General features: G+C 63.6%; 20 protein-coding genes. 8 read left to right on the top strand and 12 right to left on the bottom strand.

What is annotated here, in order from left to right; translation table 11 throughout:
- Positions 1-16: 16 nt before the first annotated feature.
- From K3752_RS16715 to K3752_RS16685, 7 genes are all read right to left on the bottom strand, one after another.
- Positions 17-2,434, bottom strand: coding sequence for an aerobic carbon-monoxide dehydrogenase large subunit (locus tag K3752_RS16715; RefSeq protein ID WP_170438855.1), 2,418 nt, complete (start codon positions 2,432-2,434; stop codon positions 17-19).
- Positions 2,431-2,925 carry a (2Fe-2S)-binding protein gene (locus K3752_RS16710; RefSeq protein ID WP_093963851.1) on the bottom strand — a complete coding sequence of 165 codons (495 nt, stop codon included), beginning with the start codon at positions 2,923-2,925 and terminating at the stop codon, positions 2,431-2,433. Before K3752_RS16710 ends, K3752_RS16715 begins: the two co-directional genes overlap by 4 nt.
- Positions 2,926-2,939: 14 nt before the next feature.
- The gene (locus tag K3752_RS16705) at positions 2,940-3,773 is read right to left on the bottom strand and encodes a xanthine dehydrogenase family protein subunit M (RefSeq protein WP_260063854.1); all 834 of its coding nucleotides are present in this window, start codon (positions 3,771-3,773) and stop codon (positions 2,940-2,942) included.
- 133 nt (positions 3,774-3,906) lie between these two features.
- Positions 3,907-4,983: an MHYT domain-containing protein gene (locus K3752_RS16700; RefSeq protein ID WP_260066344.1), complete on the bottom strand. Its 1,077-nt coding sequence runs from the start codon at positions 4,981-4,983 to the stop codon at positions 3,907-3,909.
- Between the two features lie 141 nt (positions 4,984-5,124).
- Positions 5,125-6,663, bottom strand: coding sequence for a tripartite tricarboxylate transporter permease (locus K3752_RS16695; RefSeq protein WP_170361033.1), 1,539 nt, complete (start codon positions 6,661-6,663; stop codon positions 5,125-5,127).
- A gap of 9 nt (positions 6,664-6,672) precedes the next feature.
- Positions 6,673-7,104, bottom strand: a complete 432-nt coding sequence (locus tag K3752_RS16690; RefSeq protein ID WP_170340610.1) for a tripartite tricarboxylate transporter TctB family protein — start codon at positions 7,102-7,104, stop codon at positions 6,673-6,675.
- 78 nt (positions 7,105-7,182) lie between these two features.
- Positions 7,183-8,151 (bottom strand): tripartite tricarboxylate transporter substrate binding protein, encoded by a 969-nt coding sequence (locus tag K3752_RS16685; RefSeq protein ID WP_170361035.1) that lies wholly within the window; start codon positions 8,149-8,151, stop codon positions 7,183-7,185.
- A gap of 157 nt (positions 8,152-8,308) precedes the next feature.
- Between K3752_RS16685 and K3752_RS16680 the strand changes: the two genes are divergently transcribed.
- The 3 genes from K3752_RS16680 to K3752_RS16670 are packed head-to-tail and all read left to right on the top strand — an operon-like array spanning position 8,309 to position 11,407.
- The gene (locus K3752_RS16680; RefSeq protein ID WP_170340612.1) at positions 8,309-8,980 is read left to right on the top strand and encodes a response regulator transcription factor; all 672 of its coding nucleotides are present in this window, start codon (positions 8,309-8,311) and stop codon (positions 8,978-8,980) included.
- Entirely contained in the window at positions 8,973-10,370 is a 1,398-nt protein-coding gene (locus K3752_RS16675; RefSeq protein WP_260063852.1) for a sensor histidine kinase, read from the top strand. Before K3752_RS16680 ends, K3752_RS16675 begins: the two co-directional genes overlap by 8 nt.
- Positions 10,367-11,407, top strand: coding sequence for an ABC transporter substrate-binding protein (locus tag K3752_RS16670; protein WP_260063851.1), 1,041 nt, complete (start codon positions 10,367-10,369; stop codon positions 11,405-11,407). Before K3752_RS16675 ends, K3752_RS16670 begins: the two co-directional genes overlap by 4 nt.
- Here the strand turns inward: K3752_RS16670 and K3752_RS16665 are convergent.
- From K3752_RS16665 to K3752_RS16655, 3 genes are read right to left on the bottom strand one after another with little or no spacing between them, the layout of a single operon-like run.
- Positions 11,404-12,912 carry a heme biosynthesis protein HemY gene (locus K3752_RS16665; protein ID WP_170510682.1) on the bottom strand — a complete coding sequence of 503 codons (1,509 nt, stop codon included), beginning with the start codon at positions 12,910-12,912 and terminating at the stop codon, positions 11,404-11,406. The two genes, K3752_RS16670 and K3752_RS16665, sit on opposite strands and share 4 nt — an antisense overlap.
- 10 nt (positions 12,913-12,922) lie before the next feature.
- The gene (locus K3752_RS16660; protein WP_260063850.1) at positions 12,923-14,188 is read right to left on the bottom strand and encodes a COG4223 family protein; all 1,266 of its coding nucleotides are present in this window, start codon (positions 14,186-14,188) and stop codon (positions 12,923-12,925) included.
- A 53-nt stretch (positions 14,189-14,241) separates the two neighbouring features.
- The gene (locus K3752_RS16655; RefSeq protein WP_260063849.1) at positions 14,242-14,955 is read right to left on the bottom strand and encodes a uroporphyrinogen-III synthase; all 714 of its coding nucleotides are present in this window, start codon (positions 14,953-14,955) and stop codon (positions 14,242-14,244) included.
- A gap of 97 nt (positions 14,956-15,052) precedes the next feature.
- On the opposite strand from K3752_RS16655, the gene tsaD reads away from it, so the two are divergent.
- Genes tsaD through K3752_RS16635 form a run of 4 tightly spaced genes read left to right on the top strand, consistent with a single transcriptional unit; the run spans position 15,053 to position 17,802 of the window.
- A complete protein-coding gene (gene tsaD, locus K3752_RS16650) occupies positions 15,053-16,150 on the top strand; it encodes a tRNA (adenosine(37)-N6)-threonylcarbamoyltransferase complex transferase subunit TsaD (protein WP_260063848.1) in 1,098 nt (365 codons plus the stop codon).
- The gene (locus tag K3752_RS16645; protein WP_260063846.1) at positions 16,147-17,109 is read left to right on the top strand and encodes an NAD(P)H-dependent glycerol-3-phosphate dehydrogenase; all 963 of its coding nucleotides are present in this window, start codon (positions 16,147-16,149) and stop codon (positions 17,107-17,109) included. Before tsaD ends, K3752_RS16645 begins: the two co-directional genes overlap by 4 nt.
- A gap of 1 nt (position 17,110) precedes the next feature.
- Complete coding sequence (locus K3752_RS16640; protein WP_170539601.1) at positions 17,111-17,380, top strand: YciI family protein; 270 nt, start codon at positions 17,111-17,113, stop codon at positions 17,378-17,380.
- Positions 17,380-17,802: an EVE domain-containing protein gene (locus K3752_RS16635; RefSeq protein ID WP_260063845.1), complete on the top strand. Its 423-nt coding sequence runs from the start codon at positions 17,380-17,382 to the stop codon at positions 17,800-17,802. Before K3752_RS16640 ends, K3752_RS16635 begins: the two co-directional genes overlap by 1 nt.
- Positions 17,803-18,020: 218 nt before the next feature.
- Here K3752_RS16635 and K3752_RS16630 read toward each other — a convergent pair whose 3' ends face one another.
- A complete protein-coding gene (locus tag K3752_RS16630) occupies positions 18,021-18,362 on the bottom strand; it encodes a DUF2853 family protein (protein WP_170340632.1) in 342 nt (113 codons plus the stop codon).
- 188 nt (positions 18,363-18,550) lie between these two features.
- Here K3752_RS16630 and K3752_RS16625 point away from each other — a divergent pair, with 188 nt between their 5' ends.
- Positions 18,551-19,198, top strand: coding sequence for a DUF899 family protein (locus K3752_RS16625; RefSeq protein ID WP_260063844.1), 648 nt, complete (start codon positions 18,551-18,553; stop codon positions 19,196-19,198).
- A 54-nt stretch (positions 19,199-19,252) separates the two neighbouring features.
- On the opposite strand, the gene ahcY is transcribed toward K3752_RS16625, so the two are convergent.
- Positions 19,253-20,641, bottom strand: a complete 1,389-nt coding sequence (gene ahcY, locus K3752_RS16620; protein ID WP_170361058.1) for an adenosylhomocysteinase — start codon at positions 20,639-20,641, stop codon at positions 19,253-19,255.
- Positions 20,642-20,694: the final 53 nt, after the last annotated feature.

The raw sequence follows: 20,694 nt of genomic DNA, 5'->3' as shown, positions 1-20,694 counted from the left end.
GCCGGTCCGAAACCGATTACCCGTGCATCCCCAAGCCGTTGGCGATCTTCCAGATCCGCCAATGGTCATGCGGCATGTGGCTCTGAACTAGGCCAAACGGCCGGAACGCATCGTGCACCGCATTCGAGAACGCCGGCACGCCACCCACATTCGGGCTTTCGCCGACACCCTTCGCGCCGATCGGATGATGCGGCGAGGGGGTCACCGTGTGATCGGTCGTATAGTTGGGCGTTTCCCACGCGGTTGGCAGGAAGAAGTCCATCAGCGTGCCGGTCTTGACGTTGCCCATCTCATCATAGGCAATCTCTTGACCCATCGCGATGGCCAGCGCCTCGGTCACACCGCCATGAACCTGACCTTCGATGATCATCGGGTTGATCCGGGTTCCGCAATCGTCCAGCGCATAGAACTGCCGGACCTCCCATTCACCGGTATCCACATCGATCTCCATGACACAGATATAGGCGCCGAACGGATAGGTCATGTTGGGCGGGTCATAGTAGCTGACGGCTTCCAGACCCGGCTCCAACCCCGGGATGGCTTGGTTGTAAGCGGCAAAGGCGATCTCTTTCATCGTCTTGAACCGCTCGGGCGCGCCTTTGACCGCGAACCGGTCCACGTCCCATTCGACATCGTCGTCGTGAACCTCAAGCAGATAGGCCGCGATCATCTGCGCCTTGGCGCGGATCTTGCGTGCAGCCATGGCTGTTGCAGCACCCGCAACCGGCGTGGACCGTGAACCATAGGTGCCCAAGCCATAGGGCGCGGTGTCGGTGTCTCCTTCCTCCAGCGTGATGTCGTCGGCTGGAAGACCGATCTCGCTGGCGATGATCTGGGCAAAGGTCGTGGCGTGACCCTGGCCCTGTGAGATCGTCCCCAGCCGCGCGATGGCTGACCCGGTCGGGTGGATGCGGATTTCGCAGCTGTCGAACATCCCCAAGCCCAGAATATCGCAGTTCTTCACAGGCCCTGCCCCGACGATTTCGGTAAAATGCGTCAGACCAATCCCCAGAAGCTTCCGCGTCTTGCCGGCCTTGAAGTCCTCGACCCGCTGTGCCTGTTCGGCACGCAGATCCTCGTATCCAACCGCAGCCAGCGCCTTGTCCCAGGCGGTGTGGTAATCGCCCGAGTCATATTCCCATCCCAGCGCGGACTGATAGGGGAACTGGTCGGCCTTGATGAAATTGATCCGGCGCAGCTCGGCCGCGTCCATGTTCAACTTGATGGCCAGAACCTCGATCATCCGCTCGATGAAATAGGCGGCCTCGGTCACGCGGAAGGAACAGCGATAGGCCACACCCCCCGGCGCCTTGTTGGTGTAGACGCCGTCCACGGCCAGATAGGCGGTCGGGATGTCGTAGGACCCGGTGCAGATGTTCATGAACCCGGCCGGGAACTTGGTCGGGTCGGCGCAGGCGTCGAACCCACCGTGGTCCGCGGTGGTGTGGCACCACAGGCCCGTGATCTTGCCGTCTTTGGTGGCGGCGATCTTGCCCTGCATCCAGTAGTCGCGGGCAAAGGCGGTGGACATCAGGTTTTCCATCCGGTTCTCGACCCATTTCACCGGCTGACCGGTGACGATCGAGGCCACGACCGAACAGACATAACCAGCATAAGCGCCCACCTTGTTGCCGAAACCGCCGCCGATATCGGGGCTGATCACCCGGATATTGTGCTCGGCCAGGCCCGAAATCAGGGACACGACGGTGCGGATCGCATGCGGCGCCTGAAAGGTGCCGTACAGCGTCAGCTTGCCGGTCACCTTGTCCATGCTGGCCACGCAGCCGCAGGTCTCAAGCGGGCAGGGGTGTGTCCGGTGGTAATAGACCATCTCCTCGGCCACCACATCGGCTTCGGCCAGAACGGCTTCGGTCGCGTCCTTGTCGCCCTGTTCCCAGGTGAAGATGTGGTTGTGATGCTTGCGCGGCCCGTGGGCGCCTTCGGTCTGACCTTCCAGATCTTCACGCAGCACCACGTCAGATTTCAGCGCCTCGAACGGGTCGGTCAGAACCGGCAGTTCCTCGTATTCGACTTCGACCAGTTCGACGGCATCTGCGGCGACATAGCGGTCTTCTGCAACCACATAGGCCACCTCCTGGCCCTGGAACAGGACCTTGCCGTCGGCCAGTACCATCTGCTTGTCGCCGGCAAGCGTGGGCATCCAGTGCAGACCCAGCGGCGCCAAGTCCTCGGCCGTCAGAACGGCCACGACACCGGGCACGGCCAGAGCGGCCTCTTTGTTGACACTGACAACGCGGGCATGGGCATAGGGTGAACGGACAAAGGCGCCGAACAGCATTCCGTCCAGCTTGATGTCATCGACGTAGTTGCCCTTGCCTTGGGTAAAGCGCACGTCCTCGACGCGTTTGCGAGAACTACCCATCCCCTTGAGGTTGGCGGCGCGTTCTTCGGGGGTCATGGTCTGGTCGTTCATTCCGCGGCCTCCTTCTGCGCGTTCAGCATGTCAGCCGAGGCCGAGATCGCCTTGACGATGTTCTGGTACCCGGTGCAGCGGCAGAGATTGCCGGCCATGCCAAAGCGGATTTCTTCTTCGGTCGGGTTGGGGTTTTCCTGCAGCAGGCGATGCGCACGGGTGATCATGCCCGGCGTGCAGAAACCGCACTGAAGCCCGTGATGCTCGCGGAACATTTCCTGCAACACGCCAAGGCTGCCATCGTCATTGGTCAGCCCTTCGACGGTCGTGATATCGGCCCCGTTCACCTGCGCCACGAAGGTCGTGCAGGATTTGACGGATTTGCCATCGATATCCACGGTACAGGCTCCGCAATGGCTGGTTTCGCAACCGATATGCGGGCCGGTGATTTTCAGATCTTCCCGCAGGAAGTGGATCAGCAACGTGCGCGGCTCGGCCAGGCCCTCGACCTGCTTGCCGTTCACGGTGAGTTTGACATGCATCTTCGACATCTGTGTTCCTCCCCTCAGCTCGCGCGGCTCTGCGCACGGTCGATGGCGCGGCGCAGCATCACGGCGGCCACGTGTTTCTTGAATTCGACGGGGCCGCGGTTGTCGGCCACCGGGTCGATCGCCTCGAGCATCGCGGCCACGCAGCCGTCGACATCGCCCGAAGCCAGTGCCGCGCTGGCCGCGTCAGACCAGACGGGCGTGTCGGACAGGTTGGTCATCGCCACCGATGCCTGACCGTTGCCAACCATCACTGCGGCAGCCGCGGTTGCGTAGTCGCCGATCTTGCGTTTCTGCTTTTCATAGGCCTGCCCGACACCGGGGCCCGGAACAGGGATGGAAATCCGTGTCAGGATCTCCTCGTCCTCGCGGGCGGTAAAATAGGCCGCCTCGTAGAAATCGCGGGCCGGGACGTTGCGGGTGCCGTCTGGGCCGGACAGTTCGAACGACGCGTTCAGGCACTGCATCAGACCCGGCATGTCATTGCCCGGATCCCCGTTGGCCACGTTCCCGCCGACCGTACCCATGTATCGCACCTGCGGATCCGCGATCTGCAGCGCCGCTTCGCGGATCAGCGGGATCGCGTCGGCCAGACCGTCGTGGGTGATCAACTCGTGCTGCGTGACCATCGCGCCCAGGGTCACAGTATCGGACCCGACCTCAATGCCTTTGAGTTCCTCGATGGCCTGCAGGTCGACCAGATGGCCCATCTCGGCCATGCGCAGCTTCATCATCGGGATCAGGCTGTGCCCGCCTGCGATCACGCGCGCTTCGTCCCCGTGTTCCTGCAGAATGCCGATGGCCGAGGCGATGTCGCCTGGCCGGTGATACTCGAAACCGGCTGGTATCATGTTTTCCTCCCTTGGCCCGTTCACGTCGGGGCCTTGGGATCAAGCAAAGTCCTGAGGGCGTGCGCAGGCTATCGCGCAGGAACGGGGGGCGCGGGTTGTTTCACGAAATGCGAATGGGCTGCACGAGTTGCGATCAGAGGCCCAGCGCCTCGCGGATGTCCGTCAGGCGGGATCGGCTGACCGGCACCTTGCTGAGCGCATCGACCTGGTCGAAATAACAGGTGCCGTTGTCCTTGTGCCGCTCAAACCGGGAAACGTGTCTGGGGTTCACAAGGTAACTTCGGTGGGCCCGCAAAAAGCCGTCTGGTTTCAGGCGGGTTTCGGCCTCGGTGATCGACCAAGGGCAGAACAGTTTCTCGGCGCCCATGTACAAAACGGTGTAGTGCCCCTCGGCCCGAATGGCGGCGACGCGCGCTGGTTCGGTGAAAAAGGTCTGGCCCTCGCGCTCGAACGGGACGCCGGCGCGCAGAGCCGGTTCCGGCTGCGGCGCTTCGACCGCCGGCTCGGGCCCGATAAAGGTGATTCCGGTCAGCAGAAATGCCCCGCAAATCAGGAACACCGCAACGGTCACCCCCATCGCAAGAACCTGATTGTTCAAAGCCGGGCCCGCGCCACCTGCGTTGTCACTGGCGGTAAAATCGGTCAGGCCCGTGGCGACGAAGTGCATGGTGAACACGGCCAGGCCGAAGCAGACGGTGCCCAGCAGGATATTGCGCTGGGTGCGATTGTCGTAGGCAACCCAGATCGCCAGCACTGACAGCAACACCGAAGCCACGGTCGCGATCGCAACGTCCGATGCGGTGTAGACGGGGCGGCACAGCTCCATCCCGGCCATGCCGATATAGTGCATCACCACGATACCAAGACCCACGATCACACCCGCGCCGACAATCGTGCCCGGGCTACGCGCGCGAAAATGCAACAGCAGCAGCGCCAGCCCGACCATCAGAATGGCAACCAGGGCCGAGATCAGAGTGATCAACGCGTCATAGTAAAACAGGATCGGCAGTTGCAGGCCCAGCATGGCCACGAAATGCATCGACCAGATGCCGCCGCCCAGAATGGCCGCAGCCAGGGCGACGACGAACTTCCGCCTCTGGTCATCCAGCTTTGAAGCACCATGCGTCAGATACAGGCCGGTGAAACCGGCCATGAGTGCGACGGCCAACGAGGCCGCTACGAGCCAAGCGTTATGCGAGTAATCCAGCATTTCGGTTTGCACGCCCTCCCCGACGCGAGAGTGACGTTAGCAAAGCGAAGTGTCTGGGACAATCGGCAGGCGGACCCTGCAGGTCACGGGCCGGCAAACGATCCGCCGCCCGACCATTTCGGCGGGCGGCGGACAGGCAGATCAATCGCTGATCGCGCCTTCTTCGTCACGACGCTGGTGCATCTTGGCCTTGACCCGGGCGCCCACGATCAGGGGCAGGACAAAGCCGATGATCGCGATCGCCCACAACCCGATGGACAGCGGGCTGTCGATCAGGGTCCACCAGTTGCCATTGTCGATGGTCACGGCGCGACGCAGGTTGTTCTCCATCGCGTTGCCCAGCAGGGTACCCAGAATGATCGGCACCAGTGGCACGTCCAGCTTGCGCAGGACCCAGCCCATCACGCCGAACCCGATCATCACCAGCAGGTCAAAGCTGGACCCGGAAATGCCGTAGATGCCGACAAAACTGACCATGGCCACGATCGGCATCAGGATGCGCGACGGGATCATCAGCACGCGGGTGAACAGGCCCACCATCGGGATGTTCATGGCCAGCAGCATGAAGTTGGCGATGAACAGCGCCGCGATCAGGCCCCAGACCACATCCGGGTTCTGGGTGAACAGCAGCGGGCCGGGCGTGATGTTCAGCGCCAGCAGCACCGCCAGCAGCACCGCCGTGGTACCCGACCCCGGAACGCCCAGCGCCAGCATTGGTACCAATGCGCCTCCGGCGGCGGCGTTGTTGCCAGCCTCGGGCGCGGCCACGCCGCGCGGATCACCGGTGCCAAAGGTGTTTTTCTTGTCCACCAGCCGCTTTTCCATCGAGTACGAAATGAACGACCCCAGTGATGCCCCGGCCCCGGGAAGAACCCCGGCAATGAAGCCCAGGAACGAGGTGCGCAGCATCGTCGGCGTGCAGCTCTTGATCATCGACATCGGAGGGTAGAGCTTGCCGATTTTCAGCTTGCTGCCCTCGGCGTCAGACCCGCCATGCCGGTGTTCGAGGAAAATGAACACCTCGGACAGGGCAAACAGGCCGACGATGGCCACCAGGAAATCGATCCCGTCGTACAGATGCACTTCGCCATAGGTAAAGCGCGGCACGCCCGTTTGGGTATCAACGCCGATGGTCGCCAGCCCAAGCCCCAGCGCGGCGGCAAAAGCCGATTTGGCCTGGTTGGTCGACGACACACCGCCCAGTGTCATGAATGCCAGCGCAAAAAGGGCAAAATATTCGGCCGGGCCGAACAGCAATGCCACTTTGACCAGCTGAGGCGCCAGCAGGATCAGGCCCCAGGTCGCCAGGAACGCGCCGACGAATGAGGCGATACCCGACAGCGAAAGAGCTTCACCCGCCAGGCCTTTTTTGGCCATGGGATGCCCATCCAGACAGGTCATCATCGCAGGCTCGTCACCGGGGATGTTCAGCAGGATCGACGAGATCCGCCCCCCGTACATCGCCCCGTAATAGACACTGGTCAGCAGGATCAGCGACGGCGTCGCGCCCAGCCCCAGCGTGAAGGCCAGCGGGATCAGGATGGCCACGCCGTTCGACGGGCCAAGGCCCGGCAGCGCGCCCATGACCGTGCCCAGAAAGCAGCCCAACAGGGCCAGCATCAGGTTCTGCCAAGTCAGCGCGATGGCGAACCCATCGGCCAAGGATGCAAAAGTTTCCATGATCGCCCCCTAGAAACCCAGCGGCCCTTTGGCCAGCGACAGGCCCAGAACCAGGTGGAAAATGACGTAGATGCCAACCGAGGTACCCACGCCGACCAGAACGCTTTCGATCGGGCCGGACCCCAATCGCCAGGCCAGGTAGGCCGCGGCAAAGGCCGTTGCGATGACGAAGCCCAGCTCGGGCAGCAATTCGGCATACAGGATCATGACCACCACCGCGGCGGCGATCTCGACCAGACGGCCAAGGGCCGGCCACTCCGGCTCGGCGTCCGGGCGCAGGGCGATCACCGCGCTGGACACGCCCAGAATGGCGGCGATGATCAAAGGAAAGGCCTTGGGCCCAACGGCATCGGACAGAAAGCTTTCTTCGATCGCCAGCGCGGATATCGCGAAACCAATGGCAAGAAGAAGTCCGACAACCCCGAAGATGCGGTCACTCATCGGTGTCTCCTGTTGTTCGGGAAAAAAGAGTGCGGGCGCCACGCTGTCGCGGCACCCGCCTGCACGTGAGTGGTGCGGTTACTTGATGATCCCGATCTCTTTCGAGATGGTCTGGATCTGACCGACGGACTCGGCAACGAAGTTCTGGAAGTCCTCCCCCTGCAGGTCCAGCGGAGCCAGACCGTTGGCGGCCATCACTTCTTTCCACTCGTCCGACGCATACAGGTCACCGATTTTTGCGACCCAGTCGTTGTAGGCCTCGTCCGACATGCCGCCCGGAGCGTAGAAACCGCGCCAGTTGGCGCCGATGGCATCCACACCCTGTTCCTTGGCGGTCGGGAAGTCAGCGAATTCACCGGGCAGACGCTCGGGCGCCAGAACCGCGATCACTTTGATGTCGCCGGAATCCACGAAACCCTTGGCTTCGGAAATGTCACCGGTAAAGGCCTGGACCGAGCCGGCCAGCAGCTGGGTCACCGCCTCGCCACCGCCGTCAAAGGCGATGTACTTGACCGAGCGGACATCGTCGATGCCATAGGCGTTGGCCGCGATCAGCACCTTCAGGTGGTCCCAGCCGCCCACGGCCGAACCGCCAGCAACCGAAACCGAAGCCGGGTCGGCTTTGATCTGGTCCAGCAGCTCGGGCAGGGTGTTGACGGGGCTATCGGCAGCCACGGCGATCACGCCATAGTCGGCGCCGATCGCGGCCAGCCAGCGGACCTGATCCATGGTGTTGCCCGGATAGGCGCCCTGGGCCAGACGGGTTGCGGTTGCGGCACTTGCGGCGACAATCAGGTTGTTGTCGTCATTGCGCTTGTTCACCACCTCGGCAAAGGCCACGCCACCGCCGCCACCGGCCAGGTTCACGACCTGCATGGTCTGGTCGATCAGGCCCAGATCCTGCAGCGACTTGCCCACCTGACGGCAGGTGAAATCCCAACCACCACCGGGGTTTGCCGGTGCAATACATTCCTGAGCGCTGGCGGCAAAGCCGGTCAGGGCGAATACGGCAGCGGCTACGACGCCGCCGGTTCCAAACAGTTTCATTTGGTTCTCCTCCTAGTGTCTTCTTGGCCTGCTGTTACGCAGACGAAACCGGTCCCTGCAGGGAGTCGGGCGCGCAGCCCTTCCTTGCAGGTTGATTTTCTTTAACGAATAATGCTGTCACGAACCTGTCATGTTGCGACGGGCGTTCGGGGGGACAATGCGTGTATTGATGATCGAAGATGCCGAGGATCTGGCCGAGGGCGTCGTGGCCCATCTGGGCCGGTCCGGTGTCGTCTGCGATCTGGCGACCTCGGTCGAGGCCGCGCGCGATTTCCGAGCGGTCCAGGGCTATGACGCGATCCTGCTGGACATCAACCTGCCCGACGGGTCGGGCCTGGGCTTTCTGGACGAAATCCGTGGCGGGGGTGACCGCATTCCGGTCTTGATGCTGACCGCACTGACTGCGGTCGAGGACCGGGTCGCTGCGCTGGACAAAGGGGCCGACGACTACTTGGGCAAACCCTTCGACCAGCGCGAGCTCGAGGCGCGGTTGCGCGCGCTGGTGCGCCGAGATGCCGACCGTAAAAGCGAACAGATCACGCTGGGCCCGCTGGTCTATGCCCCCAAGGACCGCAGCGCTACGCTGGGCGGCAAACGCCTGAACCTGACCGCGCGCGAGGCCGCCGTGCTGGACGCCTTGATCCGGCACGAGGGGCAGTTCCTGTCCAAGGCGCGGCTGTACGACTCGCTTTACGGGTTCGAGGATGCCGATGTGGGCGTGAACGCGATCGAGCTTTATATCGCCCGGCTGCGCAAGAAATTCTCGGGCAGCGGTGTGACCATCACAACCCAGCGCGGGGTCGGGTACCGGATCGGCCTGCATGGTTAGGCCGCCCCTGCCCCACAGCCTGACCGCCCGGGTGCTGAGCGCGGTGATGCTGATCCTTGTTCTGGGCGGCGTGCTGGTCGGCCTGTCGATCTGGGCCAACGGCCGGTTGGCGGCCCGTCAGGCCTATGACCGGCTGCTGTTGGGCGCTGCCAGCGACATCGCCGAATCCGTACGCATCCAGGACGGCCAGCCCATCGTCGACCTGCCGGTTTCGGCCTTTGAACTGCTGGCCCAGGCCCCGGATGACCGGATCTACTACGCGGTGCGCGGGCCCGACGGGCGCTTCATCACCGGGCTGGACCCGGACACGGTGATCGCGCCCCCGCAGCCCGTCAGCCAGTCGGCCCAATATTTCGCGGCAGACCTGAACGGGGAACCGGCCCGGTTCGTCCGACTGCCCCGCCTGTTCGCCGAGCGCGACTTTTCCGGCGAGGTCGAAATCGTCGTCGGGCAGACCTTGCTGGCACGACGCGCGATGACCGCCGGGCTGATGCTGGACGCGCTGCTGCCGATGGCGGTGGCCGGCGCGTTGCTGCTGATCATGTCGTGGTTCGTCACCCGTTCGGCGCTGCGCCCGCTCGAGGCGATGTCGGACGACCTGATCCGCCGCGACCCCTATGATCTGACGCCCGTGGCCAGCGACGGTCTGCCGCGCGAATTGCAGGTCATGATCGCGGCGATGAACCGGTTCATGGGGCGGCTGGACCGGCAGGTTCTGTCGATGCGCAACCTCATCGCAGACACCGCACATCAGTTGCGCACCCCGGTCGCGGCGATCCGGGTGCAGGCCGAAATCGCGCAGGCGGATCCGGATGCCCCGGCTCGCCACCGCGCGTTGGACCGGCTGCTGAACCGTACGCGGTCGCTCGGGACACTTCTGGATCAGCTTTTGTCGCGCGCGATGGTCATCCACCGCATCGACAGCGCTCCGCGCTTGCCGGTCGATCTGCGCGAAGTGGCACTCGAGGCGCTGGAGCAGAGCGACCACGAGGTGATCGCCCCCGGTGTCGAGGTGCATCTGAAAATCGGGGAAGACCCGGTCTGGGTGCGGGGCGATGCATTCTCGCTGGGCGAGGCCACCAAGAACCTGCTGGGCAACGCGCTGCGCCACGGCAAGGCCCCGGTCAGCATCGGGGCCAGCCTGGACGGTGGCCGCGCCGTTCTGTGGGTGCGCGACAGCGGCCCTGGGCCGGACATGTCGGTCTCTGCCCGACTGGGCGACCGGTTCAACCGCAACGCAGGCTCGGGCGAGGACAGCAGCGGGCTGGGTCTGTCGATCGTCAAATCCACCGCCGAAGCCTTTGACGGCACCGTCGAGATGACCCGCACCGATGACGGGTTTCGCGTATCGCTGAACTTTCCGGCCGCCACCGAAGGAACAGGCGCATGATACGGTTTCTGATCCCGCTGGCCCTGTGCCTGCTGACGTTGGGTACCCGCACCGCGGCGCAGGAAGCAGTTACCGAATTCGGCACCGGGCCCACCCCCCTGCTTGTGCGCTCGACCACGGATATCGGCATTATCCGCCCGGTGATGGAACAGTTCGCGGCGCAGAACCCAGACCTGACCATCACCTATGAACAATGGGGCTCGAACGCGCTGTTCCAGCACAGCAAGACGGCCTGCAAGACCGGCCACAGCCCGGCCGATGCGGTGTTTTCCTCGGCCGTTCAGCAGATGGTCTGGTTGGTCAATACCGCCTGCGCCCACCGCTACAGCTCGGCCCAGACGCAGGCGCTACCCCCGGCCCGGCGCTGGCGGGACGAGCTGTGGGGGATCACCACCGAACCCGCGGTCATCGTCTACAACAAGGATCGTCTGGACGATCTGGAGGTGCCGCGCAGCCGCTTTTCCCTGCTGGACGCGATGCGCACCCGCCCCGACCTTCTGCGCGGCCGGGTGGCGACCTATGACATCGCGGCCTCGGGGCTGGGGTATCTGTTTGCCTATGGCGACAGTCTCGAGGCGACCACCTTCGGGTCACTGATCGAAGGTTTCGCGCGCATAGATGCCATCGCCACCTGTTGTTCCGCCGAGATCATTCGCGACGTTGCCGAGGGCCGGTTCCTGATCGCCTACAACGTGCTTGGCTCATATGTCGCGAATGCCCAGGACCCGGCGGTTGGGGTGATCTTGCCTGAGGACTACACTCTCGTTCTGTCCCGCGCCTTTCTGATCCCGAAGAATGCAGGCAACAGTGCCGATGCAGCCCGTTTGCTGGATTTCCTGCTCTCTGCACAGGCACAGGACTTGCTCGCAACCTCGGGGCTTGTGTCCCGGATGGACTCGGCCGAGACCGGACTGACGCCCAGCGCACGACGGTTCATCCCCCTGTCGCCCGCCCTTCTGGTGGCCAGCGACCCGAACCGCCGGGCAGAGTTGTTCAAACTGTGGAACGACGCGTTCGAGGTCGAAACCGCCCGTTAGGCCGGTTTCGGTCCGGCGTCTTCGGTCTCAGGCTCTTCGGGGGCCTGATCAGCCATGCTGGCGTCGACAATCTCGGGCTCGGGGATATCCTCGATCTCGGCGTCCTCGGCCATATCCGAGCGGTCTTCCAACGCCCCCACGATCAGAGGAAGCATGTGAACACCCGTCGCCGTGGCGATCTCGGGGGTTTTGGGCGTCTGCCAGCTGAGCGTGTCAAAGCTGTGACAGTTGGGGCAGACCGGCGCCCATTCAGCCTGGATGTCATGGCAGTTGTCGCAAACCCATTGCGGCCCGCGCGGCGCATTCAACGCTTTGGCCAGCCAGCCCTGAACCACCGCGTCCGAGGCTCCTTCGCCGCGCTCGATGGCGGCCATCAGGGTATAGGCTCGGGCATCGGCACCTTTCTCGACCACATCTCCAAGCGCCCGGCGGGCCTCGGGAAAGTCTTCGGCGACGATGTTCAGCTCGGCCAAAATCAGGCGGGTTTCCAGATGCTCGGGATGAATGCGCGTCAATGCCGTAAAGCGCTTGACCCGTTCCTCGGCGGTTTCGTCGGGCACGATCTCGGCAAAGGCATGGGCCAGATCCGGATGCGGCTGCGCCTCCCATGCCTTTTTGAGAATCTTTGTCGCGGCGCGCGGCTTGCCCTTGGCGATGTAGGCCCGTGCGGCCATGGCTGCCGCCGGCACCAGGTCGGGTGAGAGGCGGTTCGCCTCGATCGCGCGCTCCTGCTGTTCGACACTGGCGGTTTCGTCCAGAATTCCCTTGGCCTCGGACAGGGCCAGAACTGCGTCGCGTCGCTTGTACACATCACGCGGCAGCGCGCCGGACTTCAACTTGGCGGTCAGGGTCGACCGTGCGCCGGCCCAGTCCTGCGCCTTGGTCTGTAGTTTCAGAAGCACATCCTGCGTTTCCTGATGCCGCGGCTTCAGCGCCAGTGCTTTTTCGGCGAGTTTGCGCGCGGTTTCGTCGTCGCCCTCGGCCAACTTCTGTTTCATGATTCCGCGCACGCCGACGAAACGTGTGGCCTGATCCGTCACCAATTTCTTGTAGGTTTCCGAGGCCTTCTTGGTGTCACCGACCATTTCGGCCGCCTGGGCCACCAGAAGGTTGGTCAGCTCCGGCTTGTTCAGCAGCCGTTCTGCCTTGTGCGCCATCGTCATGGCCGTCCGCCCTTCTCCTGAGGCCAGCGCCATCAACCCGTCAGCCAGCGCCTGATAGCCCCGTTTCTCGCGGCTGCGGTCGAAATAGCGCGAAAGGGCAGTTTCATCACCGTTGAGGAATTTCAGGGTCGCAATCAGCAGGTTGAGCAGCTTGAAGAACAGCCAAACCGCCAGAACCAGCAGGCCCAGCGCGATCACCGACTGCAGCGGGCTGAGCGTGACCTCGGTTCCCATCGCGGTGATCTGGATGCCACCGCTGGTTTCCATCAGAACGCCTGCCCCCATGGCCAGAAGGCCGACGATCGCGACAAAAACCAGGATCTTCAACAATGACCAGAGCATGGCAGGCCCCTCAGTTCGAGTTCACGCTTGTCACAAGCGCATTGGCGGCTTCGACCGCGGATTGGCGGGTTTTGGCAGCCGCGATCCATTCGGCCATTGCTGGCTGCGCCGCTTCCGGAAGCGCGCCCAGCTCGGTCAAGGCCGTGCTGATGTCACCTTTGCCCAACGCGGCCTCTGCTCGTGACAGGATGGCGTCGGGATCATTGCCATCTTTTGGCGAAACGGACCGGGCGCCGGTCTGCCGCTGAAGAAAGGCGACAAGGCCCGTTCCCTTGTCGGCTTCGCGCGCATCTGCCAGCGCAGTTCGGGCGGCAGGCGCAAAACTCTCGCGCAGATCCGTCAGTGTCGGTACACCTTCGCCAGCCGGAGCGGACAGGGCTTCCGGCACCTGCACGCCGCCGGTCTGCAACTGGGCCACCAGATCGGCATAGGGTGCGCCGGCATCCAATTGACCCTGAACCTTGGACAGCACGGCCAGGTTCTCTGCCGCCTGTGCCCGGGCTTGGGCCTGCGCGTCCAGGGTTTGCGCTTCGGCGACCATCTTTTCGACTTCGGCACGCTGGGCGGCCAGCGACTCCTGCAGCTTCTTCAGCTCGGCCTCGACGGCCGCAACGGTTTCGGGCGAGGCGGCGTCGGTCAACGGACGTGCCTCAAGCTGTGCGACGCGTTGCACCAAGGGGTCGAGCTTGCCGGACAGATCGTCGACATTGGATTTGAGCGCGGAAAGGTCGCTTTCGATCGGCGTCAGATTGGCGCTCAGCGCCGCGATATCTGCGGACGGGTCGGGAACTTCAGACAATTGCTTGCTCAGGTCAGCCAGTTGCTGGGCCTGGTCGGACACCTTGGTCTCAAGCGCTGCAATCGCCTCGGACGGATCGGACCCCGCCGGCCAAAGCAGATCGCTGCGTCCGGCGGCGAACCCCAGCGCCGCCGCGATGACGCCACCAATCAGCGCCGGCATGAACCCGCTTCGCTTGGCCTCAGGTTGCGGATCGGTTGCCGCAGCCCGATCGGCTTCGGCTTCGGCTTCGGCTTCGGCTTCGGCTTCGGCTTCGGCTTCGGCTTCGGCTTCGGCTTCGGCTTCGGCTTCGGCTTCGGCTTCGGCTTCGGCTTCGGCTTCGGCTTCGGCTTCGGCTTCGGCTTCGGAAGGGCTTTGTTCAACCCGATCTTCCGGGTCAAGCGTGTAGGCGTCAGTCTTGGCGTCGACCGCTTCGGGCACCTCATCGACCTTGGGGTCGTCGGCCGGTTTCTGGTCTGTGTCTTTCTTGGCAGCCACCGTCACTTCCCCCTGTCGATTCCCATAAAACCTGACGCGCAGACGCGTCCAAGTTAATCCGCGCCCATCGCACCCTCAAGCCGGATCGCGTATTTAACGAGTTTTTTCACGGCTTTCCGCATTTTCTTGGGCGTCGGGCGTTTGGCAATCCGCAAACAGGCAATCGCCAAGTTTTCAAGGGACTCGGCGGTCGGTCCGCTCATCGCGGCGACCAAAAGCGGTGCCGGTCCGGGCCAAAGGTCGGCAAATTGTCGCGCGGTTCGCGGCGAGAACAAGGGCGCAATCACCGGGGCCGAACCAGCCGCAGCCGCCCGGGCCTCGGGCGTCAAAGGCAGCAAATGCTGGCGATAGACCGGCTGTTCCCGCACGGTCAGGCCCAGTTCGGTCAGCCGGGCCGCGATGTTTCCCCGGCTGTGTTCGCCGCGCAGATGCAGCAGCGGGCTGTCCGGGCGCTCTTTCAGCAGTTTGGCGACCAGCTCCTCGGCGGTTTCGCCGGCCATCCGGGCCTCCCACCCGGACTGGCGGGCCGTTTCGGTGGTGGCCGGCCCCACGCAATAGGCGGGCAGATTCCGGCGCACATCCTGCGCCGCGGCGGCCGCCACGCCATTGGCCGAGGTGAAGATCAGGCCCCGGATTCCGGTCGTGTCCACCGCCTGTTCCATCGGTCGGATATCCAGCAGCGGGGAATAGATCACCTGAACCCGCGACCGTACACGTTCGGGCAACTGCGCCACGAACCTCTCCGAGGCGGCGCGGGGGCGGGTCATCAACAGGTACACGGGCGGGCGTTCGGGCCTTGAGGATTGTTTGCTGCGGCGCGGGGTGATACCCCGCGACCAGATCATGATGCAATGGTTCAGGCCGATGGTGCAAACACTTACCGTTCTGGGATTGGAAAGTAGCTGCGATGACACGGCGGCGGCCGTGGTGCGGCAGACCGAGGGCGAACCGGCGCAGGTTCTGTCTTCGGTCGTGCATGGCCAGACGGAGCTGCACAGCGCCTTCGGCGGCGTGGTGCCCGAGATCGCGGCCCGCGCGCATGCCGAAAAGCTGGACGTCTGCGTGCAGCAGGCGTTGGAACAGGCGGGCCTGACCCTGCAGGACATGGACGCCGTGGCCGTGACCGCCGGGCCGGGGCTGATCGGCGGGGTCATGTCCGGCGTGATGTGCGCCAAGGGGATCAGCGCGGCCACCGGCCTGCCGCTGATCGGCGTCAACCACCTGGCCGGCCACGCGCTGACCCCGCGGCTGACGGACGGGATCGCCTTTCCCTACCTGATGCTGCTGGTGTCCGGCGGGCATTGCCAATACCTGATCGCCCACGGTCCCGAGCGGTTCACCCGACTGGGCGGCACCATCGACGACGCCCCGGGCGAGGCATTCGACAAGACCGCGCGCCTGCTGGGCCTGCCCCAGCCCGGCGGCCCCTCGGTCGAGGCCGAGGCGCACGATGGCGACCCCAAACGCTTTCGCTTCCCGCGGCCGCTGCTGGACCGGCCCGGATGCGATCTGTCCTTTTCCGGGCTCAAGACCGCCTTGATGCGGATGCGCGACCAGATCGTGGCCGAAAAGGGCGGGCTTATGCGTCAGGACCGCGCCGATCTGTGCGCCGGGTTCCAGCAGGCGGTCGTGGATACGCTGGCCGAAAAGACCCGCCGTGCCATCGCCTTGTATCTTGAAACCAATCCTGCCGAGCCGGTCATCGCCGTGGCGGGTGGCGTTGCGGCCAATACGGCCATTCGGACCGCTTTAGAGTCTGTTTCGGCCGATGCCGGCGCGCGGTTTACCGCCCCGCCGCTGCACCTGTGCACCGACAATGCGGCGATGATCGCCTATGCCGGGTTGGAGCGGTTCCGGCTGGGCGAGCGTGACGGGCTGGACCTGACCGCCCGGCCCCGCTGGCCGCTGGACCAGACCAGCCCGGCCATGCTGGGCGGCGGGCGCAAGGGGGCCAAGGCATGAACGTCTCGGTCCTTGGGTCGGGCGCCTTCGGCACCGCGCTGGCGATCTCGCTGGCGGGCAAGGGTCCGGTCACCTTGTGGGCCCGGTCAGGCGAACAGGCGCAGACGATGCAGGCGACCCGCCGCAATGACACCCGCCTTCCGGGTGTCACCCTGCCCGACGCCATCACGGTGACCGCTGAAATCACGCTGGCCTGTCAGACCGACGTGTTGTTGCTCGCCGTGCCCATGCAAGAGCTGCGCGATGTCCTGTCAGACCATGCGGCGGACCTGCAGGGTCGCAGCCTGGTGGCCTGCTGCAAAGGCATCGAACTGTCCACAGGCCTCGGTCCGATTGCCGTGATCGAACAGGTGCTGCCCAGCGCCCGCACTGCCTTGCTGACCGGGCCCAGCTTTGCCGACGACATCGCCCGCGGGTTGCCTACGGCGCTGACCCTGGCCTGCGCCGACGCGGATCTGGGCACCCGGCTGCAACAGGCCCTGACCACCGGCAACCTGCGGCTCTACCGAACCACCGACGTGACCGGGGCCGAACTGGGCGGCGCACTGAAGAACGTGATGGCCATCGCCTGCGGAGCCTGCATCGGCGCGGGTCTGGGGGACAGCGCCCGCGCGGCCCTGATGACCCGCGGCTTTGCCGAGATGCAGCGCTTTGCCACGATGCGCGGCGCCCGGCCCGAGACCCTAATGGGCCTGTCGGGTTTGGGCGATCTGGTTCTGACCTGCTCGTCCGAACTGTCGCGCAATTTCCGGTTCGGGCTTTCGCTGGGCCGCAACGAGTCCTTTGACGCCGCGACCACCGTCGAAGGCGTGGCTACAGCAAATGCCATGGCCGCCATCGCCGCGACCGAGGGGCTGGACATGCCCATCTGCCAAACGGTGGCGCAGCTCAGCCGTGGCGCCTACAGTGTCGCCGAGGCCCTGCAATCCCTGCTCAATCGCCCACTCAAGGAGGAATAACATGCTTATCGCCCTGATCGCCCGGGACAAAGACGGCGCCCTGCAGACCCGTCTGGACAACCGCGCCGCGCACCTGGCCTATATCGAAGAAACAGGCGTGGTCGCACAGGCCGGGCCGCTTCTGAACGGCGATGCCATGATCGGGTCGCTGGTCATCCTGGATGTCGAGGATCTGTCCGCCGCACAGGCCTGGGCCGACAAAGACCCCTATGCCAAGGCCGGTCTGTTCACATCGGTCGAACTGATCCCGTGGAAGAAGGTCATCGGTTGATGGCGTATTGGCTGTTCAAATCCGAACCCTCGACCTGGAGCTGGGACCAGCAGGTCGCCAAGGGCAACGCGGGCGAGGAATGGGACGGGGTACGCAACTATCAGGCCCGCAATTTCATGCGGCAGATGAAGATGGGCGACCGGGGGTTTTTCTATCATTCGCAGAAGGACAGGGCGATCGTCGGCATCGTCGAGGTCTGCGCCGAGGCCCACCCCGACAGCACCACCGACGACGACCGGTGGGACTGCGTGGACATCAAGGCGGTGCGCCCCTTCGCCAAACCGGTCACGCTGGACCAGATCAAGGCCAATCCGCGACTGACCGACATGGTGCTGGTGAAAAACTCGCGCCTGTCTGTGCAGCCCGTCTCGGATGCCGAATGGGCGGTGATCTGCGAACTGGGCCAGACCCAGGCGGATTGAGAAAAAAGGGAAGGCCCTGACGATGCAGAACCTTCCCTACCCCGCGTGCTCCCTACTCACCACACGCAAAGAAATCTCTGGTTCTGACCGTCCTGGTCACGGGCTGAATGTAGCCCAAGGCGGGCCGATTTTTCAAACGTGAAATCAATAGATTATGATTCAAATGCAAAACGCCCGCCGAACCAGTCGGGCGGGCGTTTCCGAATGTCGCGGCGGGATCAGCCGTAGACCGACTCTTTGCCGAAATGCTTGGTCAGCATGTAATAGACCACCGCGCGGTATTTGTTGCGCTCGGACATGCCATAGGTCTCCATGACCTTGTTGATCGCTGCCATCAGCTCGGGGCCATCCGACAGGCCCAGTTTCTTGATCAGAAAGTTGTTCTTGACGGTCTCCAGCTCACCTTCCTGGCTGGCGGCGACGGTCGCGGCATCCGCGTCATAGATGGCCGGGCCGCATCCAATGGTAACCTTGGTCAGCAGGTCCATGTCGGGGTCCATCCCGCACTTGTTCTTCAGATCATCCGCGTATTTGGCGATCAACTCGTCACGTTTTCCCATTGTCCTCTCCTGTGTGGGTTGGGTTCCGGCCTTTGCGGCGCTGGCTGAACGGTAACGGCTGACAGCTTTTCAACAAAGGGAAAAATCCTACGGTTTCCCCCCAAGGCAGGGATACGCGCACCTTCGGGTTGATCATTGTTTCAGTTTTATTTAACATTTTAGTTAATCATTGAGTCGAGGAGACTGCCATGACCATCGCCCTACCGAACGAAAGCGCCGAATACCGAACCGCCCGAAATGCTCTGTTGGCCGCCGAAGCCGATCTGCGTGCGCGGGTCGAGGAAGTGGCCGCGCTGCGCCGGACCTTGCCCAAGGGCGGCCAAATCCCGCAGGATTACGCTTTTCGGGACCTCGGGGGCAAAATTGCCCCGATTTCAAGCCTGTTCGGTGATCATGACACTCTGGTCGTGTATTCGCTGATGTTTGGCCCCAAGGCGCAGGACCCCTGCCCCATGTGCTCGGCCTTTCTGGACGGGCTGACCGGGCAGGTCGCACATCTGACCCGAAAAACCGCCTTTGCGGTCGTGGCGCAGAATACACCGGATGCCTTGGCTGCGCTGAGCCGGCGCATGGGCTGGCAGGATCTGCCGCTGTATTCCGCGTTGGATACAACGTACCAGCAAGACTATCTGGCCGAGACCGAGAACGGAAACCAGTTGCCGATTCTGAACGTGTTTCAACGCGATGCAGATGGCATTCACCATTTCTGGAGCTCCGAGCTGTTCTTTCAGCCCAGCGACTGGCATCCACGCCATGTCGATGCTGCCTGGCCCCTATGGAACATTCTGGACCTGACGCCGCAGGGGCGCGGCGATTTCGTGCCGCCGCTCCGCTGAGCGCAACAAAAAAGGCGGCCCAAATGGCCGCCTTCTCCGCGTATTTCTGACGGATCAATACCGGTAATGCTCGGGCTTGAACGGGCCTTCGGGCGTAACGCCGATGTAATCCGCCTGTTCCTTGTCCAGCTTGGTCAGCTTGACGCCGATCCGGTCCAGATGCAGGCGTGCAACCTTCTCGTCCAGGTGCTTGGGCAGGATATAGACCTTGTTCTCGTACTGGTCGCCTTTGGTGAACAGTTCGATCTGGGCCAGAACCTGATTGGTGAACGAGGCCGACATCACGAAGGACGGGTGTCCGGTGGCATTGCCCAGGTTCAACAGACGGCCTTCGGACAGCAGGATGATGCGGTTGCCCGAAGGCATCTCGATCATGTCCACCTGGTCCTTGATGTTGGTCCATTTGTGGTTTTTCAGGCTGGCCACCTGAATCTCGTTGTCGAAATGGCCGATATTTCCGACGATGGCCATGTCCTTCATCTCGCGCATGTGCTCGATGCGGATCACGTCCTTGTTGCCGGTGGTGGTGATGAAGATGTCGGCGGTCGAAACCACGTCTTCCAGCAGAACCACCTCGAACCCGTCCATGGCGGCCTGCAGGGCGCAGATCGGGTCGACCTCGGTCACCTTCACGCGGGCGCCCGCGCCGCGCAGCGAGGCGGCCGAGCCCTTGCCCACGTCGCCATAACCGCAGACCACGGCAACCTTGCCGGCCATCATCGTGTCGGTGGCGCGGCGGATACCGTCGACCAGCGATTCCTTGCAGCCGTACTTGTTGTCGAACTTCGACTTGGTGACGCTGTCATTCACGTTGATCGCCGGGAACGGCAGTTGGCCGTCCTTGACCAGCTGATACAGGCGGTTGACGCCGGTGGTGGTTTCCTCGGACACGCCCTTGATCTGATCGCGTACCTTGGTGAACCAGCCCGGGCTGGCGGCCATTCGCTTCTTGATCTGCGCCTTGATGACTTCTTCCTCTTCCGAGGACGGGACGGGAATGATGTCCTCACCCGCTTCGGCGCGCGCGCCCAGAAGGATGTACAGCGTGGCGTCGCCGCCATCATCCAGGATCATGTTCGGGCCGTCTTCGAACAGGAAAGACTTGTCGAGATAGTCCCAGTGCTCTTCCAGAGTCTGGCCCTTGATGGCAAAGACAGGAATGCCCGCCTCGGCGATGGCCGCTGCCGCATGGTCCTGGGTCGAGAAGATGTTGCACGACGCCCAGCGCACATCCGCGCCCAGCGCGACCAGCGTTTCGATCAGCACGGCGGTCTGGATCGTCATGTGCAACGACCCGACGATGCGCGCCCCTTTCAGCGGCTTGCTGTCGCCGTATTCCGCGCGCAGAGCCATCAGGCCCGGCATTTCGGTTTCAGCGATATCCAGTTCCTTGCGGCCGAACCCGGCCAGTGAAATGTCTTTGACGATGTAGTCGCCAGCCATCAGATGCTCCATTCCGATCAACAACGGTTTGGGCAGCCCCTAACACCGTTGGG

Source organism: Ruegeria sp. B32, from assembly GCF_025141855.1.
In the GTDB taxonomy this organism is placed as follows: domain Bacteria; phylum Pseudomonadota; class Alphaproteobacteria; order Rhodobacterales; family Rhodobacteraceae; genus Ruegeria; species Ruegeria arenilitoris.
The sequence above is the reverse complement of the archived record's forward strand: the minus strand, read 5'-3'. Positions and strand labels throughout refer to the sequence as shown.

Bases quoted from the DNA above. Each gene is read 5' to 3' on its own strand.
- K3752_RS16715 (WP_170438855.1), bottom strand. From the start codon at position 2,434: ATGAACGACCAGACCATGACCCCCGAAGAACGCGCCGCCAACCTCAAG.
- K3752_RS16710 (WP_093963851.1), bottom strand. From the start codon at position 2,925: ATGTCGAAGATGCATGTCAAACTCACCGTGAACGGCAAGCAGGTCGAG.
- K3752_RS16705 (WP_260063854.1), bottom strand. From the start codon at position 3,773: ATGATACCAGCCGGTTTCGAGTATCACCGGCCAGGCGACATCGCCTCG.
- K3752_RS16700 (WP_260066344.1), bottom strand. From the start codon at position 4,983: ATGCTGGATTACTCGCATAACGCTTGGCTCGTAGCGGCCTCGTTGGCC.
- K3752_RS16695 (WP_170361033.1), bottom strand. From the start codon at position 6,663: ATGGAAACTTTTGCATCCTTGGCCGATGGGTTCGCCATCGCGCTGACT.
- K3752_RS16690 (WP_170340610.1), bottom strand. From the start codon at position 7,104: ATGAGTGACCGCATCTTCGGGGTTGTCGGACTTCTTCTTGCCATTGGT.
- K3752_RS16685 (WP_170361035.1), bottom strand. From the start codon at position 8,151: ATGAAACTGTTTGGAACCGGCGGCGTCGTAGCCGCTGCCGTATTCGCC.
- K3752_RS16680 (WP_170340612.1), top strand. From the start codon at position 8,309: ATGCGTGTATTGATGATCGAAGATGCCGAGGATCTGGCCGAGGGCGTC.
- K3752_RS16675 (WP_260063852.1), top strand. From the start codon at position 8,973: ATGGTTAGGCCGCCCCTGCCCCACAGCCTGACCGCCCGGGTGCTGAGC.
- K3752_RS16670 (WP_260063851.1), top strand. From the start codon at position 10,367: ATGATACGGTTTCTGATCCCGCTGGCCCTGTGCCTGCTGACGTTGGGT.
- K3752_RS16665 (WP_170510682.1), bottom strand. From the start codon at position 12,912: ATGCTCTGGTCATTGTTGAAGATCCTGGTTTTTGTCGCGATCGTCGGC.
- K3752_RS16655 (WP_260063849.1), bottom strand. From the start codon at position 14,955: ATGACCCGCCCCCGCGCCGCCTCGGAGAGGTTCGTGGCGCAGTTGCCC.
- tsaD (WP_260063848.1), top strand. From the start codon at position 15,053: ATGGTGCAAACACTTACCGTTCTGGGATTGGAAAGTAGCTGCGATGAC.
- K3752_RS16645 (WP_260063846.1), top strand. From the start codon at position 16,147: ATGAACGTCTCGGTCCTTGGGTCGGGCGCCTTCGGCACCGCGCTGGCG.
- K3752_RS16640 (WP_170539601.1), top strand. From the start codon at position 17,111: ATGCTTATCGCCCTGATCGCCCGGGACAAAGACGGCGCCCTGCAGACC.
- K3752_RS16635 (WP_260063845.1), top strand. From the start codon at position 17,380: ATGGCGTATTGGCTGTTCAAATCCGAACCCTCGACCTGGAGCTGGGAC.
- K3752_RS16630 (WP_170340632.1), bottom strand. From the start codon at position 18,362: ATGGGAAAACGTGACGAGTTGATCGCCAAATACGCGGATGATCTGAAG.
- K3752_RS16625 (WP_260063844.1), top strand. From the start codon at position 18,551: ATGACCATCGCCCTACCGAACGAAAGCGCCGAATACCGAACCGCCCGA.
- ahcY (WP_170361058.1), bottom strand. From the start codon at position 20,641: ATGGCTGGCGACTACATCGTCAAAGACATTTCACTGGCCGGGTTCGGC.